Below are 19,863 nucleotides of genomic sequence, written 5' to 3'. Positions count from 1 at the left end.
GTTCGTACGAACATCAGCCGACGTGCGGTGCCGTCGTCGTGTCGTGCTTGTCGTCGTAGAGGATCTTGACCGCTTCCGTGGTGTTCTGGAGAACCGCCACATCGTGCCAGCCGCCACTGGCGTTGACGCTGACGACGGTATCCGCGCCGGTGACCGTCGTCTTGACGCTGGCGAGCGCCTCTGCCTCGCTCGCCTGGTGGCCGAGCAGGCTGTCGAGGAGCTTAGACACATCGAGGGTGTCGCCTTCGCTGGCCTTGAAGTCGGTGATGACATCGGCGAGCTTGACGTCGTTCAGAGCATCGGCGTCGAGGACGAAGGTGTCGGCCCCTGCCCCGCCCGATATCGTGAACATGCCGCCGCTGCCCGACAGGATGTCGTCGCCGTCGCTACCGATCAGCGAATAGGCATTGCTGCTATTTTCGCTGCCACCGAGCGACGTATCGAAGGCAACCTCGACGAAGTGGCCGGTCGCGCCGTCTGTCAGAGTGTAGTCGCCATCGGCGAGGATCGACTGGCCGTTGATCTCCGCGTTGGAGGCGCTAGCGTCGAGCGAGATGCTGCTGATCGAATGATCCGCCAGGCTCGAAAGCTCGCCGCTATCGGTGATGCCGTTATGGTTCAGGTCCTGCCAGACGGTGAGCTTCGAGAAGACCTCGTCGGTCGCATCGATCTTGCCGTCATGGTTGCTGTCGAGCGTTGAAAGCGCCGCCAGACCATCGACGTAGGTGCCACCAGCAAAGTGCGGCGAGAAGATCTCGCTGCCATTGTCGATCTTGCCGTTGCCGTCCACATCGAGTGCCAGGATGCCGTCACTGCCAGCCGTCCAGGCGATCTGGTCCTTGTGACCGTCGGCATTGATATCGAACTGGACGCCTTGATCGAGCGAGGTCAGCGCGACTCCATTGTGGTCGAGGTCGAGGACGATGGGGTCCGCCATCGTGCTATCGATGTGAACATTGATGTGAGCGGTCGCCTGGTCTCCATCGCCGTCCGTCGCCGTCACGTTGAACGCAAGATTTTCAGAAGTCCCGGAAATTGACGTTACCCCGGTGAGGTCGACCATCCCAAGTGAACCATTGGCAGTAAAGCTGATGTAGGCGATCTGGTGGCCGAGCGCACCCAGGTGGAGCGGGGTGTTTTTGGTCACATCGACCGTCTCCGGGTCGCCGCTGCTGCCATCGACATAGTGGATGGTATAGGTCAGCGAACCGCTCTTCGTGAACGTGAAGTCAGCGAATACCGGAGGCGTCGCACCGAAGCCGCTGACAGCCGCCGGAGAATGCGCGGCCCCACTGGTGAAGTCGAACGTCAGCTTTTCGTTCGCATCGAAATTGCCGTTGTCGACACCCCAGCCATTGGAGCTACCCATCAGACTACCCGATGCGGATACTACAGCGATCGGCGTGGTGCCACTCCAAAGTGCCTGCTCCACGCTGGGGCCTGAGCCGAAGGCCGTGCTGGAGGAATCGACGCTGTGTTGGGTAGTGAAGGGCGTAAGCAAGTCGAACGTGTAGGTTCCCGTCGACGCGTTCAACATGAGCGTAAATACCTTCACATCCTGCGTCGTGCCTCCATCTTGAAGGTCGGCCCAAGCTGTCAACGTTAAGCCATCGCCACTGATCGCATAGCTGACGGGATGCTTCCCATCCAGCGTCAAGCCGCTCGGTGCCGTATTGCCAGCGAGGCTGAGCGAGCCAAGCCCGTCCGCGCCCACCGACAGGTGCAGCGACCCGGTTGTCGCGTGGGCGGCGTCGACCGCTTTGTCCGCCACGGTTGCCGTGTCCGGCGCTCCGAAGGACGGCGCGTCGTCGGTGATCGTCAGCGCCACCGAGCCCGAAACCTTGTCGCCCGTGGTGTCGGTCGCAACGACCTGAATGCCGCTGATGGTCAGCGAGCCTACGTTGTTGCCGTCGATGAGGTTGTCGACCAGCGTTGCGGTAACGGTCGGCGTTAGCGTCTGGCCGGCGGCCGCCGTGGTGCCCGCCAGCGAAAGCAGGACGAAGGCACCGAGATCGACGCTCGTCGGCGAAATGAGGTGGCCGACCAACTGGCCGCTGCTCAGCTCCCAGTGCACGCTGTAGCCGTTGGCAAGTCCATTCACAGTCGGCGCCTGCCAACCGCTAGCGCTGACGCCGGGAGTGGCGAAGGCCACGGTGAGCGCCTCACCGGTTGCGGTGAAGTTGATACCCGACGTCGCCTGCGCCGTCTCGCCACGACTGCCCGGCGCGGTGCCGGTTACAGCGCTCGCGGCAAGATCTGCTGGGACGGTGCTGTTGTCAAGCGTCGTATCGAGCGCCGCCTCGCTGAGCGTCAGCGAAACGTTGCCGCCGCCGGTCGGGAAGGTGTTCACCGTCGTATCCGTCGTCCCGTCGGGGACCAGATACTCGTATTCGCCACCGCCTGTGATACCGGCGATCGAGTTGTGAACGGAAGTGCCAGTACCAGAACCGAAGGTCACATCGGCGTGCCCGCTTGAAGCTCCCGCGAGGATCGTCACCGTCTGGCCCGTCTGCAGGGTGAAGGTGAGGTTCGTGGTCGGCGCGACCGGCAGACCATCGGCGTTCGACAGGGTCACGGTGTAGGTGATCGTCGCGCCCGCTCCGCTAAGAATGGCCTCATCGGCCGTCAAGGTGGCTGTCACAGTGTCCGTGGTATCGCTGACCGTCAGCTTGGCCGTCGAGCTGGTGTCGAGGTTCTCGTAATTGCCGCCGGTCGTCGAGGCGATCGACAGCGTCGAGGTAGACCCGTCCTTGAAGACGTCCTCGCCCTGCGCCGCCTGCGGATCGGACGAACCCGTCGTCGCACCTGCCGCAAAGTGGATCACCACATTGTTGTTCAGCGTCACGTCGAAGGCCGTCTGCGGCGCATGATCAACGCTCGCCGTGTAGACGATCTGCTGAGCTTCCGTCACCGTCACGTCGTGCAACGTCACAGTCGTCGTGTCCGTGGTATCGCTGACCGTCGCGATCACATTGGCCGAACTGTAGACAGGGTTCTCGAAGTTGCCGCCCGTCACACCCGTGATGTGTGCCGTCAGCGACGAGGCATCCTTGTAGACGTCCTCTCCGTTGCCGGACGCGATGGAAACGCTGCCCGTCGTCTGACCGACGGCGATCGTGATGTCGTGCGACTGGCCGTTGCCGTCCACGATCGTCACCGTAACCGGCGTGTCGTGTACCTGGTCCGCAAGGGTCGCCGTGAACGTGTAGTTCGTGTTCGTCCCCTCGGTCACAGACGACGCTGTCAGCGTCACCGGCTCGTTCGTTTGCGTATCGGCGACATTGAACGACACGTTCGCCGTGGACGTATCGCCGTCTCCGTCCTTTACGGTGAAGGTAAAGCTTGCCGATCCGGCGTCCTTGTAGACGTTATCGCCGTGCGCGGTGAACTGATAGGTGCCGTCAGCCTTGATCTGCAGCGTGCCTTGCGCAGTCTGAATGGCCTGAGACCAGCCGTCATTGCCGAAGGTCAGGTTGACGCCATTGATCTGAGAGACAGTGGCTCCGTCGGTGCCCTGAACGAAATCGAGCGTGCCGGTGACAACCGAGCCTTCGGCAACTTGCCCGACCGTATCATGTGCGATCGGGCCGTCGTCCTGGAACTGCACCGTCAGCGAGACTGGCGAGGTGGCGCTCGCCTGGTCGCCGTCGGCGTCGGTCAGGGTCCCCGTGATGTGGAGGCCCGCCGTCACGGTGGCGATCTTGTCATAGGCGGCCTGGTTCGAACCACCGGCGCCGTTGTGGATCGCCTGGTACTGGGCGATCCAAACATGGCCGTCGGTATCGACGTAGACCTTGAAGACCTCGGTGCCGTTCGCCGAGCCGACCAGCGCGCCATCGGCGCCGGTTGTGAGCATGATGTGCGTGTGGTCGAGCGTCGTCAGGCCCGAGTCCTGCGTGCCGTTGAAGGCATGACCGCTGGCATCGGTGATGGCGAAGGTCCACGTGCCGCCGCCCGAGGCGTTGTGGTCGGCGCCGACGCTGCCAGTGAACAGGCCGCCGTTCGGCTTGAGCACGCTCTCCGACTCGGCATAGCCGATGGCGCCGTCCTTGTAGATCGCGCTATAGGCGTCAGTCCCGGCGGCCGGCGCGGCGTGATCATTCGACGCGTTGGGATCGGCTGCGGTGTTGACGCCCGCCGTCTCGTCCTGGCTAAGAGTGAAGGCCTCCGTCGTCGTCGTTACCGTTACGGTGGTAACTGCGGTTTCGACACCCGAGATCCGGAACTGGTCGCCGGAGAAGCTGTTCGCTCCGTCGTCGACATTGGCGTAGTTGGCGACCTCTATAGTGTCGAACACAGCGCCGGTCGTTGCGGAATGGACGGTAACGACGTCGCCGTCGTGAACCCCCGTGAGCACGTAGCCGTTGGCGACCACGGTCGCGTTGACGCTGTGCCCGTTCACCTCAAAAGTCAGACCAACGAGGCTGCCGCCCGGGCCGCCATGGGTCGCATTGACGAAGACGGCGGCCGTCGACTTGCTTCCTCCGCTCACATCGACTGTGAAGGAAGCCTCGGAATAGGTCTCGCGTCCACCGACAAAGGTATTAGTGTTGAGGTCGAGGTCGTGGCCGAATTGTACCAACACGTACTGCGCGTCGGCCTTCTTCGAGGCGCCGTTGATCCAAGCATTGTCAACGCCGACTTCACCGTTGTTCGTGTTGACGGAGTGCCCGTCCGCCGTGGTCAGCAGCAGATCGTGCCCGCCTTGGCCCACACCGCGCACCAGAACGTTACCGGCACGCAGGCTATAGTCGTTCGTCGTCGTGTCAGTGCTGGTGTGGCTCATGACGATCGCGTCGCGCGCCGAGACGACCGGCACGTCGTCGATCACCGTGATCCTGAAGTCAGCGACCGACGCGTGGTCTCCGGCCTCGCCGGTATCAGAAACCGTTACGAGCCCGCCGAGGTCGATGACCAGCGAGTCCTCGCCCGTCGTCGGGGTCGACCCGTGAACCGGGTGGTCAATCGGACCCTGCAGCGTGAAGGTATAGGCGCCGGTCGTTTGGTCGGTAATAACCAGCGTGAAGATGGTTGTGCTGCTGGCGGAATACCCGCTCGATCCGGTGTCGTTGGTATAGCCAACCAAGGTACCATCATCGCTGTGATGAAAGTAGACCGTGAGCCCCCCCGACGTCAGCGGCGTAGAACCTCCTCCGCTGACCGTTGTGACTGCAACACTGTCAGCAACGGCGCCGATGGCGAAGCTGAGCGGTCCATCCTTGCCACTAATGCTGAGTGCGCTCGTAAGGACACCCTGCACCGCATTCGAAAGCGTGGCGTCATCATTGCCACTGAGCGACAGGAGATCCGGGTTGCCTCCAGAAAGCTCCTCTTCCTCGACGACGCCGGTCGCCGAACCGGTGATCTCCAGCGGCGTGTTCTGGTGAGGGACAGTGATCGTCAGCGTCGCCGTGTCGGTGTCGCCGTCGCCGTCCGTCAGCGTGTAGGTGAAGGTGTCGGTACCGCCTGTGTGGTCGGCGGGGTCCTGAGCGTAGATGTAGTGGCCATCAGCAAAGAGCGTCAGCGTGCCGTGAGCGCCATGGACCTCGAAGCCCGCACCGTGAGTTCCGTCTGTGACGTTCGTCACGGTGGCATTGCCGAAGCTCACCTCGCTGACATGCGCGCCATCGGCGCCGGTCACATCCTTGCCGGCGGTGCCGCTGGTGGTGTCGGCGCCGGTGATGACGTTGCCGTCGGTCGAGAACGTGTCCGTGTCGAAGGAGTCCGTGTCGTCATTGGCCGTCGGGCCGTCGTCGTTGATGGCAATCGTTAGCGTGCCGTTGGCACTGTCGCCATCGGTGTCCGTAACGGTGATGCCGTAATTAGCGGAGACCTGGTCGTCCACGCCGGTATGGGCGGTGTCACCATGCGTTGCGTTATTGGCGAGCGTGAATTTGTAGGAGACCTCGTGGGTCGCAGCGTTGTAGCCAGTGAGCACCAGCGTTCCGAGCGACGAGCCGGCGGGAGTGACAGAGATCGGGAACGTGGCCGCGTTCAGGAGATCGGCGCCGTTGATGGTCGTCGTGCCAATTGTAACGCTCGCCAGGCCATCCGGAGCCGAGATCGTGAACTTGCCGTCCACGACAGTCGGATTGGCGGACAAGCCCTCGGCCGAGCCGCCGGGGAGCCCGGCTTCCCAGACCACGGCGTCGCTGCCGGTGGCAGCGCTGTCGAGGTCGCCGATCGTCACGCCATTGTCCGTGATGTTGATCTTGAGCGTCGCGGTGTCGCTGTCGCCGTCGCCGTCGGTGAGCGTGTAGGTGAACGTGTCGCTCACCGTGTCGGCCACGGGCGAGTCGTTGGTACGGATATAGCTGTAGTGGCCATCCTCGTAGATGGTCAGCGTGCCGTAGGTGCCCGTAACCTGGTGGCCATGGCCATACGCGTCGGTGACGCTCGTCCCGGTTTCGTTGCCGAACGCAACGTTCGTCACACTGGCCCCGTCAGCGCCCTTCGTGTCGAGGCCCGCGGTGACGCTCTCGTCCGCCCCGCTGATCACGTTGCCGGTCGCGCTCGGGCCTGAAACCGCATCCTCGTCATTGGCGGCCGTCGGGCCGTCGTCGTTGATGGCAATCGTTAGCGTGCCGTTGGCACTGTCGCCATCGGTGTCCGTAACGGTGATGCCGTAATTAACGGAGACCTGGTCGTCCACGCCGGTATGGGCGGTGTCACCATGCGTTGCGTTATTGGCGAGCGTGAATTTGTAGGAGACCTCGTGGGTCGCAGCGTTGTAGCCAGTGAGCACCAGCGTTCCGAGCGACGAGCCGGCGGGAGTGACAGAGATCGGGAACGTGGCCGCGTTCAGGAGATCGGCGCCGTTGATGGTCGTCGTGCCAATTGTAACGCTCGCCAGGCCATCCGGAGCCGAGATCGTGAACTTGCCGTCCACGACAGTCGGATTGGCGGACAAGCCCTCGGCCGAGCCGCCGGGGAGCCCGGCTTCCCAGACCACGGCGTCGCTGCCGGTGGCAGCGCTGTCGAGGTCGCCGATCGTCACGCCATTGTCCGGGGTGGGCGTGTCGACGCTCGGCGGGTTTGCGGCCAGAAGATTGCCGCTGCCGCTGTCGCGGCCGCCGAAGAGGCCGCCGGGCTGCCCATCGGGCTGGTCTGTGGGTGGGAGAAGGTCCGCTATCAGCGGCGGCAGATGGGGAGGCTGCTGGATCGTGTCGAAGTTGCCGCCTGAGCTTGGAGCGGATGCGCTCGCCGAATAGGAGCCATCGGGACCCGCAGCGACGTTGATGTTGTTCTGCTCGAGGGCGGCGATCACGGCCTGCTGCGGCAGCTCGACTTCGCCAAGCAGGAAGGTCGGCACGTGCAGGGCGCCGTTGACGATGACGATCTCCGTGCCATCAGCCTGGACCAGTACAAGATTGTTGCCTTCGACGCGGATGTCGTCGATCGATACGTCAGCCGGCAGATGTGCAACGTTGTGCTGATCCGGGACGACTTCAACCGCATTGCCGTTGGCAGCTACGATCTGCGGAGCCGCCGGCACGCGGTCGGTCTTCTCAGGTTGCTGGCTATTATCGGCCTGCGCGACCTCGACGCCCTGCCGGGCGGAAGTCTCAATACTTGCATCTTCATGAATGTCCTGGCGGAAGTCGTGCGAGACGTTTTCGCTTGCGATAGCGGAAATGCGCGGATCTTCGATAGACATAACAAAACAACCCCAATGTGAAACTGGGACCAATCAATTACGCAGAAGAGCCAAAATCAATACTTACGGCCGCTTCAGACATAGCCGGTTATGCATCCACCCAAAAATGTTTGAGGAAGAGTTAATAGCAGGCGCCCGAATATCGCCGGAAACGCTAAAATTCTAATAAAATTAATGAAATACGAACGAGCTTCGGCATTCGCCGCAGCGCGCCCTCGGCTCTCGATTCGATGTCCGCGCCACGCTGGATCACATTCCATCAACCGGCTTGAAACCCTCAAATCAAGCAGCGCAGGACGGCGTCCGGCCGTCTTACGCTGCGCTGATGTCATCGTCAGTCGCGTCTATCTGGCGGGCGCCACGAGACAGAAGAATGCGCCCTGCGGATCGGTCGCCTGGATGATCCAGCTGCCGCCGGGCACTTCCATCGGACCGTTCAACACCGTGCCGCCGCCGGCCTTGACGCGCTCGATGGCCGCATCGATGGCCGGCACATTAAAGTAATAAGCCCATGCCGGCATGGGGACATTCGGCGGCTTGGTCATCATGCCGCCGACAGGGGTGCCGTGTTCGGCAAAGATCGTATAGGCACCCATCTCGCCCATGTCGAAGTCATGATCCTTCGTCCAGCCGAAAAGCTTCGAATAGAATGCGAGGGCTTCCGCACCGTTGCCGGCATAGAGTTCGTGCCAACCGATGTGGCCCGGCGTGCCCATCGGCGCGGGAGGCGTTGGATTGTCCCTCGGCAGCGGCGTCATGATGCAGATCACCGCGCCGTGCGGATCGGCGACGACGGCAAAGCGTCCAACCGTCGGAATATCCGCAGGCTCGCGGCGGACCGAGCCGCCGTTGGCGGCAAAATCCTTCGCCGTCTTGTCGACATCATCGACCGCGACGTAGCCCGTCCAGTTCGGCGGCATACCCTTCCCCTCCAGTTCGGCGGGAAAATCCATCAGCCCGGCGACGCCCGCGCCATTGGCTTCGAAGATCGTATAGGGCGGCAGGTCCTGGATCGTCATATCGTTTGTGGTCCACCCGACAACCTTGCCGTAGAATTCGGCTGCGGCCTTGGGATCGGGGGTCATCAGTTCGCACCAGATAAATTTGCCGTGGGTTTCGGACATCGTGTTCTCCATTTTGGGTTTGACGAACGGCACGCCGTTCTGCCCGCAGCTACTGCTTGCGGGTGTAGTGCGCCTCCATGAACTGCTTCCAGGAGCCGTCGGGCTGCCTGGCGGCAGAATTGAACGTGCGGTGGTCGCGATCGTGAAAAATGAGCTGCTCGCGATACTCGGCAAGCTTCCTTGCGTCAGCGAAGTCGGGGCCTGTCGTATAGAGGCTCAAGGTCTTGCCGTCGTCGGACACATCACCCTGATAGACCCACAGATGGTCCATCATGGTGCCGATCCAGGTGCCGACATATTTGCCCTTGTCGGCGTTGTAGCCGAGGGTGAGAACGGTCGTTGCCGCGCCGCCGCCCGGCATCTGGCCGGAGCCTTCGGCGACGAACCAAATACCGTGGAGCGACCGCACGATTTCCGTCCAAGGCTCTTGTCCGGTCATCCCGGGCGCTATTACATCCCAGACGCCGACAAGGTCTTCCAGGAACTCGTGCTCCTTCAGAGCTTTTGCTTGCTGCATCGTCCTTCTCCCGTGGGATGATGGTCGCAGATCTCAGTGACAGCAGGACGGCTCGCTCGTGGCCGGCTCGTATTCGTCGTGACGCTTGACGAAATCCATCGTGCTATCTTCGTTGCGGCCCTTCGGCGCGCGATCGAGGATCATCAAGGTGCCGACCGCCTCTTCAAGCCCGCGTGCGTAGGTCGAGTAAGTGTGGAAGACCTCGCCGTCGTCATTCTTGCAGAACGCGCTGAGGCCGGGCAGCTCGTCATGGGCATTGGCGGGCTCGATCGCCTCGAAATTGTAGATGACCTTGTCCTTCGCCAGATCCTCCGGGCTGAAAGACACGTGGTAGTCGAAGTTGAAGCTGTTATCGAAGGATGACACCCACGGGAATTTCCAGCCCATGCGCTTCTTGTAGGCCTCGATCTTGGCCACGGGCGCGCGTGAAACGGCGACCCAGGTGACATCGTGATTGTTGAGATGCGGAAGCGTTCCGTCCACATGATCCGACAGGAACGAGCATCCGGGGCAGCCGGCCTCCCAATCGGGGCCAAGCATGAAGTGATAGATCAGGAGTTGGCTGCGGCCATCGAAGAGTTCGGCAAGGCTTTTCTTTCCCTGCGGCGTATCGAAGACGTAATTTTTGTCGACCTTGACCCAGGGCAAGGCCATGCGCTCGGCATTGACCTTGTCCCTCAGATGCGTTGCTTCCTTCTCCTTGAGAAGCAGCGCGCGGCGGGCTTCCAGCCATTCTTCACGGGAAACGACTTGGTTATGCATCACGAGCACCCTCCTCCGGCGCGATCGAGACGTGGCAGTCCATGTTGCTTTTCCTTGACTAATTACATTGATATCAATAGAAATTGGACATGTCAAACGCGGTAGAGATTCCCTTTTCAACGACGCTTCTGGTGCGCGACACGTGCCTTTGCCTGCATGTGCAGCGGGCTGCGCGCGCACTGGCGCGGCTCTTCGACGATGCGCTTCGCCCTGTCGGGCTCACCAACGGCCAGTTCTCGCTGATGATGTCGCTGAACCGCCCGGAGCCACCGCCGATGGGACCGGTCGCGACCCTGCTTGCGATGGATCAGACGACATTGACGGCAGCGCTCAAGCCATTGCAGCGCCGTGGTTGGGTAAATGTAACGCAGAATGCGAAAGACAAGCGCCGGCGCTTGCTAAGCCTGACGCCGGAGGGCAAGGCGGTGCTCGCGGCCGCAGTGCCGATCTGGGAAAGCACCCACGCCAGCCTCGATCAGGCCCTGCCGGATGGCGACATCGGAAGATTGCGACGCGACCTGCAGGCGCTCTCCTGAAGACCGGTCGCATGTGACAACGCTTTAGTCGCGCGCCATGCGCGGGTCTGAGGCGAAATCCTCGACCGAGAATCCAATTCTGACTTTCGGAAATTCGCAGAGCGCCTGGACGCCAATGCCCGAAAGCCGGATCCTCCACGTCTGGCGCTCAACGGGCTCGCGGGCAGCAAATGCCGCCGCCGTCAAAAGCGCGATGTTACGGCCGCGCTGCGGATCGCGCACGGATTCGTAGAGGATTGCTTGGGAGCCCGCCTCCCGCGCAGCGTCCGCGAGGGTCTGGCACGGCGCGTAGTTCTGGGGATCGGTCCAGATCTCCCGATCAGAATCGAGCGGCGGGCACGTGAGATCGATTGCTGACGGCGTAGCGATCGCAGCGGCAAAGGCGGTGTATTCGGCGGCGTTAGCGGGAAGCGACGTGGCGGGCGATTCCGAATAGAACAGCAGCCTATAGAAAGCCATTTCCGCAAGCGCGGTTTCTACCCGCTCGGACGCATAGAAGACGCCGAGCGTGCGGCCTGCCCGTCGGAAACGCGAACCATATGGATAGACCGCGCCATAGCGGAACGGCGTGGCAAGCAGGTAGTCCAGCCCGACACATTCCGGCGGCAGCGCCGGCTTGCTTTCCTCGAGCAGGTTTTCGAGCAAGGCCTGCTCGTCGAGCGTATCGACAAGCTTCAGCGTCGATATCTGATGCTGCGCCTCGACCAGCCGCCAAAACCTGCCCGAGATCGCCCGCGTCTCAGACGATAGCGCGGCGGGCGTCCAGATAGGCAAGGACATCGGTCAATCCCGAGATGCTGACAATCTTTTCGAGCGGTGTCGCGCCGAGCGCCGTATTGGCGTTGCGCAGCCATTGACGGGCGATGGCTTCGTCGCCGCCGACGATCGCGTCGAGCGAGCGAAACAGACGCACGAGCAGGATCGCGAGTTCAAAGGACTTCGAGCCACGCTCAAGCAGATAATCCTGCCGCTTCATACGCGAGACAGTTGCCTCCGAAACGCCGAGCACCGCCGAAAGCGTTCGGGCATTGAGGCCGAGATGGTCGGCGGCATTGACGGCGGCCTTGGTGATCACGGTTGCTTCAGGAGACCGGACGCCAGAGATCTGATGCGCTATAGCCATGCCATATTCCTTTCACAGGAAAGAATATAGCACTTTATTTTCATATGAAAAGAGCGTCGCGATCCGCGACGCTCTTCCACAATTATAATCAGGCGACGGTGACCGGAACCTCGGTCGACGTGCGCATGGCGTGGCTATAGGGGCACACGATGTGGGCGGCGGCGGCAAGCTTTTCAGCCGTTGGCTTGTCGAGACCGGGAATGTTCACCGTCAGGGCGACTTCAATGCCGAATCCCGTGCCATCTTCGCGCGGGCCGATGCCGACCGTCGCGCTGACCGCGGTGTCCTCGGGAATCTTGACCTTTTCCTTGCCGGCGACAAATTTCAAAGCACCGAGGAAGCAGGCCGAATAACCGGCTGCAAAGAGCTGTTCAGGGTTGGTGCCAGTCGCGCCGTCGCCACCGAGTTCCTTCGGAACCGTCAGCGTCACATCGAGAACGCCGTTTTCGGAAACGGCGCGGCCCGCGCGGCCACCGGTGGCGGAAGCTTTGGTCGTATAGAGGATAGGCATGTCAGTCTCCTTTGCGTTGGGGTTGGATTTTGTATATTGCACAATTAAATTGTACGCAAGTTAATTTTGCAAATTGCATTTCGAATTCGAAAAGAGGACAATCACGCCTCAAGGACAACGACAATGAAAGCGCATCTGGCAAAGACGATGGAAATTCCGGAAGAAGAGAAACGGCTGGAAAACCAGCTCTGCTTTGCGGTCTATTCGACGGCGCATGCCTTCACGCGCGCCTACAAGCCGATTCTCGACAAGGTCGGCCTCACCTACCCGCAATATCTGGTCATGTTGGCGCTGTGGGAGAAGTCCGAACAGCCGGTCAAGGCAATCGGCGAGCAACTCGATCTCGACTCCGGCACCCTCTCTCCCCTGCTCAAGCGCCTGGAGCAAACCGGACTGATCAAGCGCAAGCGCGATTCCCGCGACGAGCGACAGGTCATCGTATCGCTGACAGACAAGGGCCGGGCGATGCGGAGCGAGATCGACACAATCATGACCGCCATCGGTCAGGCGGCGGGCTGCACACTCGAAGAAATGAAGACCATCCGAGGCCTGTTGAGGGGCCTGCGTTCAAACCTTACGGCTGCGGTATAGAGGTCGCGGTCGCAGCAACAGGATTGGCCAAACCCTACCGATCCCAGAGCGCCGGATGGCCGGAATGGTTGCCCGGCAGGTCAAATTCTCGTTGGTTTTCGACGACAGCAGCGCCGCGGCCTTGCGGCAGAAGCTCGATCTTCAGCCGCTCGACAACGGCCGTTGTTATCTCGTCTTGAACCTCGAAGATTTGCCCGAGATGACGATCGAAGCGGTCCGCCCAGACGATTCCGCCGGTTCGCGCGTCGACAAGTTCGGTCGTCAATCGCAATTCGCGGCCGCTCACGCGGGCACTTCCGCTAAGGACGTAGGCCACACCAAGCGCTAGGGCGACGTCCGGCAGGCGACCGACCTTGTCGCGATAAGCAAAGCTCAAGTTCTTCGATGCGACAAAGAGATTGGGAATCTTCGCCAACGCAGTGATGATGTCCTCGACAATGCCGTCTGCGATCCATGTGTGCCGACCACCAGGCACCGCGACCGTGAACGGAAGCACCGCAATCGAGGGCCGCCCCGACGGACTGACTGCCGCAGACGGCAACAGAGCCTCGCTGCGCCGCATGAGTTTCTCGTCCAAGGCATAACCGCGGCACGGAATGGTGCGAATGAGCTTTACTGCGCCCTCGCCCAGCGTCCTGCGTATATCCGTCACGCACTGGCTGAGCGAGCCGTCCGTGACGGCTACATTTGGCCAGACGGCTGAAACCAGTTCGTCCTTGGTGACGACGCGCCCCGAATTTTCAAGCAGATAAGTCAGCAACGCCAGGGATTTGGGGCGCAAACGAACATCCTGCCCGCCCTTGCGCAACCGGCCCTGTTGCAAATCGAGTTGGTGTCCCGCGAATTCGAACATCGACATTGGATGCTCCGAATGTTGGCGCGCAATTTAGCAAACGCTTCCCACCACGACAACGAAGTGTATCGAAGCGCGACACCGAAACCAAAGAATTTCAGAGAAATTTCAAAAGCGCTTCAGCCGGGCTTCACGACAACCACACGGACAAATGGGAGGCTTTGCCGTTACAACTGCAGCTTGGGGGAGCCACCATGACATTCCTGCACCTACATGGCGTTCGCACTTTTTCGCCGACAGCAGCGTTTTCGGGAACATGGCACGCGCTCGCGCATCTGGTCCCGCATGGGGAATACCATTCAACGACAGATCATGCTGCATGCCGGGCGTTGGATAAGCTTGACGACGAGCAACTCGCCGATATCGGCATCGTCAGACACGACGAGTTTGCCGGTTGGCATGAGTCAGCCAGAGGCATCGATCCTGACGCGATCATCTCACATAGCTACTCGTGGCGGTAAATTTCGGCCCGGCCAAATGTGGGCGGAGAGACGGTACCGTCTCCCCGGTAAGGCGCGATTTCCCTTGGCGGGAAGATGCTGTCCCCCAGGGGAAAAGGGAGACAGCGGGACGCAAATCGATCACTGCAGAACGACGACCGGCGCCTTGTTCGGCACGCGATCATAGAGGTCGATAATATCCTGGTTCAGCAGTCGCACGCAGCCCGATGACACGGCCTTACCGATGGAGCGCCATTCCGGGTTGCCGTGCAGGCGGTAGAGCGTGTCTTCGCCATTCGAGAAGATGTAGAGCGCACGCGCGCCGAGCGGATTCTTCAGGCCTGGCTCCATGCCGCCGTTTTCAATCGAATACTTGGTGAGCTCCGGCTGGCGTGCGACCATCTCATTCGGCGGCTTCCAGCGCGGCCACCTCTGACGCCACTGAATGACGCCCGTGCCCTGCCAGGCAAATCCTTCGCGGCCGACACCAATGCCGTAACGCATCGCGGTACCGCCGGGCTGCACGAGGTAGAGGAAACGTGAGGGGGTATCGACGACGATCGTGCCGGGCGCCTGGCCGGTCGGATCGACGACCTGCTGACGATAAAAGCGCGGATCGATCTTCTGGTAGGGCACGGCCGGAATGAGAAAGCCGCCGTCCTCTATCGGGCCGTACATGACCTCCAGCTCGGCATCACCCGGAGCCAGCGGGGCCTGGAACATGTTGACCGGGGGGGTGCGCATGACGACCGGCTGAGCCATGGGAGGCGGCCCGGCCGTGGATGCGCAGCCAGCCAGGGCCGAAGCCGCGGTCATGGCCGAAAGCGAAAGGAAGCTGCGGCGGGAAAGGGATGTTTCAAAGCTCATAACGCGGGTCTGGGTTCCTGTTGCGCTGGAAGGACGACGCCCTTCGCGGAGGGTGGTTCAACGCCGGTGACGACAAAGGAAATTACCGTCTTGCGCTAAATAAACCACTACCTCACGAAGTCGTGTCCGTCCGACGACCGACGATATCGCCCGCGCTGTTGCGCGTCTACATCACGACGATCTCGGCCTTCGCCGGAACGCGGTCATAGAGGTCGACCACATCCTGGTTCAGCATGCGTACGCAACCCGACGACGTGGACTTTCCGACCGACTGCCAATCCGGAGTCCCGTGGATGCGGTAAAGCGTATCCTGACCATCCTTGAAGATATAAAGAGCGCGCGCACCCAGCGGGTTTCCAAGACCTGGGTTCATGCCGCCGTTTTCCGCCGAGAAGGCCCGGACGTCAGGCTGGCGTGAGACCATTTCGGCGGGCGGCGTCCAACGCGGCCATTTTTGCTTCCACTGAATGACGCCCCGGCCGGACCATGCATAGCCTTCGCGGCCGAGGCCGACGCCGTAGCGCATCGCCTTGCCGCCAGGCTCGACAAAATAAAGGTGTTTGGTTTTCGTATCGACGATGATCGTACCGGGCTTCTCTTTGGTCGGATAGGCGACCTCCTGCCGCAGATACTGTGGGTCGATGCGGCTGATCGGTATCGCTGGCAACGTGAAGTCGGTATCGCGCACCTGGCCATACAAGGTGCCATTCACCGGATTGGTGACCGGCAGGCCGTAGGTCCGGCTGAAGTTCGCGCCTGGGATACCATAGGTCTGATTATAGATCGTCGGCGGCACACCCGGCCTCTGCGGGACCGGCGTATCCACCGGCTTGACGCGCATGGGATCGACACCGGGTGGGTTATAGAAAACAGGGGATGTTTCCTGCACGAAGCGGGCAGGATCGGTGGCACCGGTATCCGGAATGAGGATATTGCAACCACTCAGGCAAAGAGCAGCGGCCGCAAGCCCGGCAAATGGCGACACCCGGCTGAGAACAGTCATAAAACACCCTCATCGACAACAGCGAGACGTATAGCTGCGGCAAGGATGGCACTTGCGGCTGGCGCGAGGCTGGTCACCAGATCAGCCTCGCATCAATGGACGTCAGACCACGATCAGGCCGAGACCCCGTGGAAAAACTTTATGCTCTGTTCAATCTCCGCCGGCAGCGCCGAGGTGTGGTTGCCGGTCACCGTATCCGTTTCGATCTGGACACCGCCGGAGCGGGCGCGGCTGGCAAGCAGGCCGGCGCGGTCGTTGAAATGCGCCTCCTCAGTGCCATGGACGACACGGACGGGGCATTTGAAGCTCTTGGCATAGCAGAGCGCACTGCGGACCTCGAATTCGTGGGCGTTGCTGTCGTCGAAACGAATGTCCTGCGGGTAGCGATTGAAGAAACGAAACGCATCCGGATTGCCGGAGATCGGCGCCGCGGCGCGGAATTTGTGGCTGCTCATCGCCGCAAGCATGGTCAGCGTACCGCCGATGCTGTGGCCGGCGATAAACAGGCGGTTGCCATCGACGCCGGGAAGATGCTGCAGACGGTCGGCCGCCGAGAGCACATCGTCGACCTCGTCGTAGAAGCCCGAGAAATTGCCCATCTGGCCATTTTCGCCGCGCAGCGACGGCATCATCACCACGAAGCCCGCGTCGACATAGGCCTTGAGCAGAACCCAGTGGCCAAGACCCATGGCGTTGCCGCCGTGCAGGAACAGAACACCTGGCTTTGGCTTGCCGCCGCGCTTGTATTTGGAGACCCAGGCAACCAGTTCCAATTCGCCGCCATAGCCGGACCGGTAGAAGATCTTCTCACCGTCCGCGGGCGCGTCGAGCGGTTCATACTTGTCGGGAGCCGGCCCCTTCTGCAAGAGCTTGGTATGGAAGTGCTTGCGGACCTTGGCATAGTCGTGATCGATCAGTCTCGGCACGTCCGGAACGTCGAATGCACTAGCCATGCGCGGGAGCAGGAGGGCTCCGGCCAGGCCTGCAAGAACCGTGCGGCGTTGGCGGAGAAAAGAATTACCTTTGTCTGACGTCATTTCACACTTCCATGGTTCCCGGCGATTCGAAAATTGCACCGGAAGCGCGCGGTCGCCAACACACGTTGTGTTGAAAACTGTGATCCTGCGGCGTTTTGCGCCAGAAAAACTACTGATCGCCCTTGGCATCGATCATCGCGACCAGCGTCTGAAGGCGATCCGCCTCGTAGGACGGCTTATCGGGGCGCAGACGGGAGATCCGCGGAAAGCGCATCGCCACGCCCGACTTGTGGCGGGTAGAGCGATTGATGCCTTCGAAGGCGACTTCCACGACGAAGCCGAAATCCTTGTCCGCCCTGACGGCCCGTACCGGACCAAAGCGCTCGGTCGTGTTGTTGCGAACGAACTTGTCCAGCAGTTCCAGTTCGGCATCCGTGAAGCCGAAATAGGCTTTGCCAACAGGCACCAGCTGTTCTCCCTCCGGTGTCTCCGTCCAGACGCCGAAGGTGAAATCCGAATAATAGCTCGACCGCTTGCCATGGCCGCGCTGCGCATACATCAGCACGGCGTCGACGTTGTAAGGGTTGCGCTTCCATTTGAACCACGGCCCCTTCAAGCGCCCCGCCTGATAGATGCTGTCGCGGCGCTTGATCATCACCCCCTCGATGACAGGATCCGGCGGTGACGACCGCAGTTGATCCAGTTGGTCCCATGAAGAGAATTCGACCAGAGGCGAAAGATCGAAGCGGTCGTGCGGTGCACGGTCAATGACCTCCGCAAGACGTTCACGACGATCGACGTAGTAGCGACCGCGCACGTCCTCCTCCCGATCGAAAAGCAGATCGTAGGCACGAATGAAAGCCGGATACTCGTCGAGCATCCTCGTCGTTACCGTCTTGCGGTTCAGGCGTTGCTGCAGATCGGAAAAGGTACGCGTCGGGCTGTTCGAGCGGGTGGTTCCGCCAACAAGCAGCTCGCCGTCCATCACGCCGTCGAAGCTGATCGAATCGACGATATCGGGAAATGCGCCTGATATATCGTCGCCGGAACGCGAGTAGATCTTGCGCGTGTCGCCGGAGCGCGACAGCTGCACGCGAATGCCGTCCCACTTCCACTCTGCTGCATATTCGGCTGGATCGAGCTGATCGAGATCCCCCTCCTCGACCGGATTGGCAAGCATGACGGAATGAAAGATCGCGGGCGTTGCCAGCACCGGCTTGTTACCCTGCCCTTCCAGCCAGCGAAACAACGCTTCGTAGGGAGGCTGCAGGCCATGCCACAGCGTCTCGATTTCGGTCACGTCGCGGCCACCCATATCGGCGAGCGCCTGCTTCGCCAATCGCGAGGACACACCGATGCGGAGCGCCCCGGTCGCGAGCTTGATGAAGGCGAAACGACCTGACGTATCCAGCCGATCGAGCAAGTCGCGCACGAAGCTGCGGACCTCGGTGCGCCCGAGCGCGTTCATCTCTCTGACGACATCACCAAGCCGAGGCTGGGCAAGCGCCGGCCGTTCGATGTCTTTCTCGGCGTCCCAGACAAGGGAGATCGTTTCCGCCAGATCGCCGACATAATCGTAGGAATAGCGGAAGAGCACCTCGTCCATCCGCTCCAGCACCAGCTCGCGCAGCATAGCCGGCTTGACGTTGCGCACTTCAAGCGTGCCGGCGATGGCGGCAAGACCGTAGCCGCGATCCGGGTCCGGGGTGTCGCGGAAATAATCGGTAAGCAGTTTCAGCTTGCCGTTGCGGCTGGGGGTGAGCACGAGGCGATCGAGAAGGTCGGCGAATGCTTTCATCAGTCGGCCTCGTCTTCATAGCCGACCAGATGGAGCGGCCGGGCCTTGATGCCTTGCAGCTGGCACCAGCGGACCAGCGCCTCCTCGCGACCGTGCGTCACCCACACTTCCTCGGGGCGCAGGTCGCCGATCGTCTCGGTCAGTTCCGGCCAGTCGCAATGATCGGAGATGACCAGCGGCAGTTCGACGCCCTGCTGCTTGGCGCGCTGACGCACCATCATCCAGCCCGACGCAAATGCCGGCAAAGGCTCGTTGAAGCGTCGTGCCCAGCGATCGGCAAAGGCCGAGGACGGGCCGACGACAATGGCTCCCTTGAAGGCGGACTTGTCGCGGCTCTCGATTGTCGCCGGGCGAAACTCACCAAGATCGATGCCCTGCTCCATGTAGTAGTCGCAGAGCCGTTCCATCGCGCCGTGGATATAGATCGGCTGGTCGTAGCCGGTATCGCGCAACAGGCGGATCACGCGCTGCGCCTTGCCGAGCGCATAGGCGCCGATCAGATGCGTGCGCTCCGGAAACTGCCGCAGCGAGGCGTAGAGCTTGCCCATTTCATCGACCGGATCGGGATGGTGGAAGACCGGTAGCCCGAAGGTCGCCTCGGTGATGAAGACGTCGCAGGGCACCGGAACGTAGGCCGCGCATGTCGGGTCTGCGCGCCGCTTGTAATCACCCGAGACGACGATGCGCGTACCACTCTTCTCGATCGCGATCTGCGCCGAACCGAGCACATGGCCGGCAGGATGAAAGCTGACCTTCACGCCGTTGATCAGGATCTCTTCGCCGAAGGCGGCAGCCTGCTCGCTTCCGCAGAAGCCGTCGCCATAGCGGATTTGCATGATGTCGAGCGTCTGGCGCGTCGCGAGCACGTTTGCATGGCCGGGCCGCGCGTGATCGGAATGGCCGTGGGTGATCAGGGCGCGCTCGACCGGCCGCACGGGATCCACATAGAATCCTCCCTCGGGACAATAGAGCCCTTCGGGGGCGGGATAGAGCAAGGCGTCTGGTCTCATGCCTGCAAAGATAGCGGGAAAGAATGGAAGGGCCAGTGGCATGCGTGACGCGGCCGGGAGATGCTTGCCTGTACCAAAATGAAACAAGCCCACT

Annotated in this window: 16 protein-coding genes; 3 read left to right on the top strand and 13 right to left on the bottom strand. The window is 61.6% G+C overall.

Going from position 1 to position 19,863, the window contains the following annotated elements; genetic code table 11:
- Positions 1–13 precede the first annotated feature (13 nt).
- The 4 genes from ATY79_RS10010 to ATY79_RS09995 all read right to left on the bottom strand — a co-directional run bounded on the left by ATY79_RS10010 (position 14) and on the right by ATY79_RS09995 (position 10,060).
- The gene (locus tag ATY79_RS10010; protein WP_088703748.1) at positions 14–7,657 is read right to left on the bottom strand and encodes an immunoglobulin-like domain-containing protein; all 7,644 of its coding nucleotides are present in this window, start codon (positions 7,655–7,657) and stop codon (positions 14–16) included.
- Positions 7,658–8,001: 344 nt separating this feature from the next.
- Complete coding sequence (locus ATY79_RS10005; protein ID WP_088703747.1) at positions 8,002–8,781, bottom strand: VOC family protein; 780 nt, start codon at positions 8,779–8,781, stop codon at positions 8,002–8,004.
- Between the two features lie 49 nt (positions 8,782–8,830).
- A complete protein-coding gene (locus ATY79_RS10000; protein WP_088692271.1) occupies positions 8,831–9,298 on the bottom strand; it encodes a DUF1579 domain-containing protein in 468 nt (155 codons plus the stop codon).
- A 33-nt stretch (positions 9,299–9,331) separates the two neighbouring features.
- Entirely contained in the window at positions 9,332–10,060 is a 729-nt protein-coding gene (locus ATY79_RS09995) for a thioredoxin family protein (RefSeq protein ID WP_088703746.1), read from the bottom strand.
- Between the two features lie 89 nt (positions 10,061–10,149).
- Between ATY79_RS09995 and ATY79_RS09990 the strand changes: the two genes are divergently transcribed.
- Positions 10,150–10,596, top strand: a complete 447-nt coding sequence (locus tag ATY79_RS09990; RefSeq protein ID WP_088703745.1) for a MarR family winged helix-turn-helix transcriptional regulator — start codon at positions 10,150–10,152, stop codon at positions 10,594–10,596.
- Positions 10,597–10,620: 24 nt separating this feature from the next.
- Here ATY79_RS09990 and ATY79_RS09985 read toward each other — a convergent pair whose 3' ends face one another.
- The 3 genes from ATY79_RS09985 to ATY79_RS09975 all read right to left on the bottom strand — a co-directional run bounded on the left by ATY79_RS09985 (position 10,621) and on the right by ATY79_RS09975 (position 12,230).
- The gene (locus ATY79_RS09985) at positions 10,621–11,376 is read right to left on the bottom strand and encodes an RES family NAD+ phosphorylase (protein WP_088703744.1); all 756 of its coding nucleotides are present in this window, start codon (positions 11,374–11,376) and stop codon (positions 10,621–10,623) included.
- On the bottom strand, positions 11,336–11,719 hold the full coding sequence (locus ATY79_RS09980) for an antitoxin Xre/MbcA/ParS toxin-binding domain-containing protein (protein ID WP_088703743.1): 384 nt from the start codon (positions 11,717–11,719) through the stop codon (positions 11,336–11,338). Before ATY79_RS09980 ends, ATY79_RS09985 begins: the two co-directional genes overlap by 41 nt.
- Positions 11,720–11,807: 88 nt before the next feature.
- Entirely contained in the window at positions 11,808–12,230 is a 423-nt protein-coding gene (locus ATY79_RS09975; protein ID WP_088692266.1) for an organic hydroperoxide resistance protein, read from the bottom strand.
- Positions 12,231–12,353: 123 nt separating this feature from the next.
- Here ATY79_RS09975 and ATY79_RS09970 point away from each other — a divergent pair, with 123 nt between their 5' ends.
- A complete protein-coding gene (locus ATY79_RS09970) occupies positions 12,354–12,821 on the top strand; it encodes a MarR family transcriptional regulator (RefSeq protein WP_088692265.1) in 468 nt (155 codons plus the stop codon).
- A 34-nt stretch (positions 12,822–12,855) separates the two neighbouring features.
- Here the strand turns inward: ATY79_RS09970 and ATY79_RS09965 are convergent, their stop codons facing one another.
- Positions 12,856–13,680, bottom strand: a complete 825-nt coding sequence (locus tag ATY79_RS09965; protein ID WP_088703742.1) for a winged helix-turn-helix domain-containing protein — start codon at positions 13,678–13,680, stop codon at positions 12,856–12,858.
- Here ATY79_RS09965 and ATY79_RS31380 point away from each other — a divergent pair.
- Positions 13,680–14,135 (top strand): DUF1127 domain-containing protein, encoded by a 456-nt coding sequence (locus ATY79_RS31380; RefSeq protein WP_245312342.1) that lies wholly within the window; start codon positions 13,680–13,682, stop codon positions 14,133–14,135. The genes ATY79_RS09965 and ATY79_RS31380 overlap by 1 nt on opposite strands.
- Before the next feature lie 120 nt (positions 14,136–14,255).
- Here the strand turns inward: ATY79_RS31380 and ATY79_RS09955 are convergent, their stop codons facing one another.
- The 5 genes from ATY79_RS09955 to ATY79_RS09935 all read right to left on the bottom strand — a co-directional run bounded on the left by ATY79_RS09955 (position 14,256) and on the right by ATY79_RS09935 (position 19,769).
- The gene (locus ATY79_RS09955; protein WP_088692262.1) at positions 14,256–14,981 is read right to left on the bottom strand and encodes a L,D-transpeptidase; all 726 of its coding nucleotides are present in this window, start codon (positions 14,979–14,981) and stop codon (positions 14,256–14,258) included.
- A gap of 166 nt (positions 14,982–15,147) precedes the next feature.
- Positions 15,148–15,984 (bottom strand): L,D-transpeptidase, encoded by an 837-nt coding sequence (locus tag ATY79_RS09950; RefSeq protein WP_088692261.1) that lies wholly within the window; start codon positions 15,982–15,984, stop codon positions 15,148–15,150.
- 113 nt (positions 15,985–16,097) lie between these two features.
- A complete protein-coding gene (locus tag ATY79_RS09945) occupies positions 16,098–17,021 on the bottom strand; it encodes an alpha/beta fold hydrolase (protein WP_088692260.1) in 924 nt (307 codons plus the stop codon).
- Between the two features lie 109 nt (positions 17,022–17,130).
- A complete protein-coding gene (locus ATY79_RS09940; protein WP_088703741.1) occupies positions 17,131–18,759 on the bottom strand; it encodes a cisplatin damage response ATP-dependent DNA ligase in 1,629 nt (542 codons plus the stop codon).
- On the bottom strand, positions 18,759–19,769 hold the full coding sequence (locus tag ATY79_RS09935; RefSeq protein WP_088692373.1) for a ligase-associated DNA damage response exonuclease: 1,011 nt from the start codon (positions 19,767–19,769) through the stop codon (positions 18,759–18,761). Before ATY79_RS09935 ends, ATY79_RS09940 begins: the two co-directional genes overlap by 1 nt.
- Between the last annotated feature and the right edge of the window lie 94 nt (positions 19,770–19,863).

The sequence above is a fragment of the Rhizobium sp. R693 genome, assembly GCF_002211315.1.
Lineage (GTDB): Bacteria > Pseudomonadota > Alphaproteobacteria > Rhizobiales > Rhizobiaceae > Rhizobium.
Note: the sequence above shows the minus strand (reverse complement) of the source record. Positions and strands in the feature narration are given on the sequence as shown.

Bases quoted from the DNA above. Each gene is read 5' to 3' on its own strand.
- ATY79_RS10010 (WP_088703748.1), bottom strand. From the start codon at position 7,657: ATGTCTATCGAAGATCCGCGCATTTCCGCTATCGCAAGCGAAAACGTC.
- ATY79_RS10005 (WP_088703747.1), bottom strand. From the start codon at position 8,781: ATGTCCGAAACCCACGGCAAATTTATCTGGTGCGAACTGATGACCCCC.
- ATY79_RS10000 (WP_088692271.1), bottom strand. From the start codon at position 9,298: ATGCAGCAAGCAAAAGCTCTGAAGGAGCACGAGTTCCTGGAAGACCTT.
- ATY79_RS09995 (WP_088703746.1), bottom strand. From the start codon at position 10,060: ATGCATAACCAAGTCGTTTCCCGTGAAGAATGGCTGGAAGCCCGCCGC.
- ATY79_RS09990 (WP_088703745.1), top strand. From the start codon at position 10,150: ATGTCAAACGCGGTAGAGATTCCCTTTTCAACGACGCTTCTGGTGCGC.
- ATY79_RS09985 (WP_088703744.1), bottom strand. From the start codon at position 11,376: ATGTCCTTGCCTATCTGGACGCCCGCCGCGCTATCGTCTGAGACGCGG.
- ATY79_RS09980 (WP_088703743.1), bottom strand. From the start codon at position 11,719: ATGGCTATAGCGCATCAGATCTCTGGCGTCCGGTCTCCTGAAGCAACC.
- ATY79_RS09975 (WP_088692266.1), bottom strand. From the start codon at position 12,230: ATGCCTATCCTCTATACGACCAAAGCTTCCGCCACCGGTGGCCGCGCG.
- ATY79_RS09970 (WP_088692265.1), top strand. From the start codon at position 12,354: ATGAAAGCGCATCTGGCAAAGACGATGGAAATTCCGGAAGAAGAGAAA.
- ATY79_RS09965 (WP_088703742.1), bottom strand. From the start codon at position 13,680: ATGTCGATGTTCGAATTCGCGGGACACCAACTCGATTTGCAACAGGGC.
- ATY79_RS09955 (WP_088692262.1), bottom strand. From the start codon at position 14,981: ATGAGCTTTGAAACATCCCTTTCCCGCCGCAGCTTCCTTTCGCTTTCG.
- ATY79_RS09950 (WP_088692261.1), bottom strand. From the start codon at position 15,984: ATGACTGTTCTCAGCCGGGTGTCGCCATTTGCCGGGCTTGCGGCCGCT.
- ATY79_RS09945 (WP_088692260.1), bottom strand. From the start codon at position 17,021: ATGACGTCAGACAAAGGTAATTCTTTTCTCCGCCAACGCCGCACGGTT.
- ATY79_RS09940 (WP_088703741.1), bottom strand. From the start codon at position 18,759: ATGAAAGCATTCGCCGACCTTCTCGATCGCCTCGTGCTCACCCCCAGC.
- ATY79_RS09935 (WP_088692373.1), bottom strand. From the start codon at position 19,769: ATGAGACCAGACGCCTTGCTCTATCCCGCCCCCGAAGGGCTCTATTGT.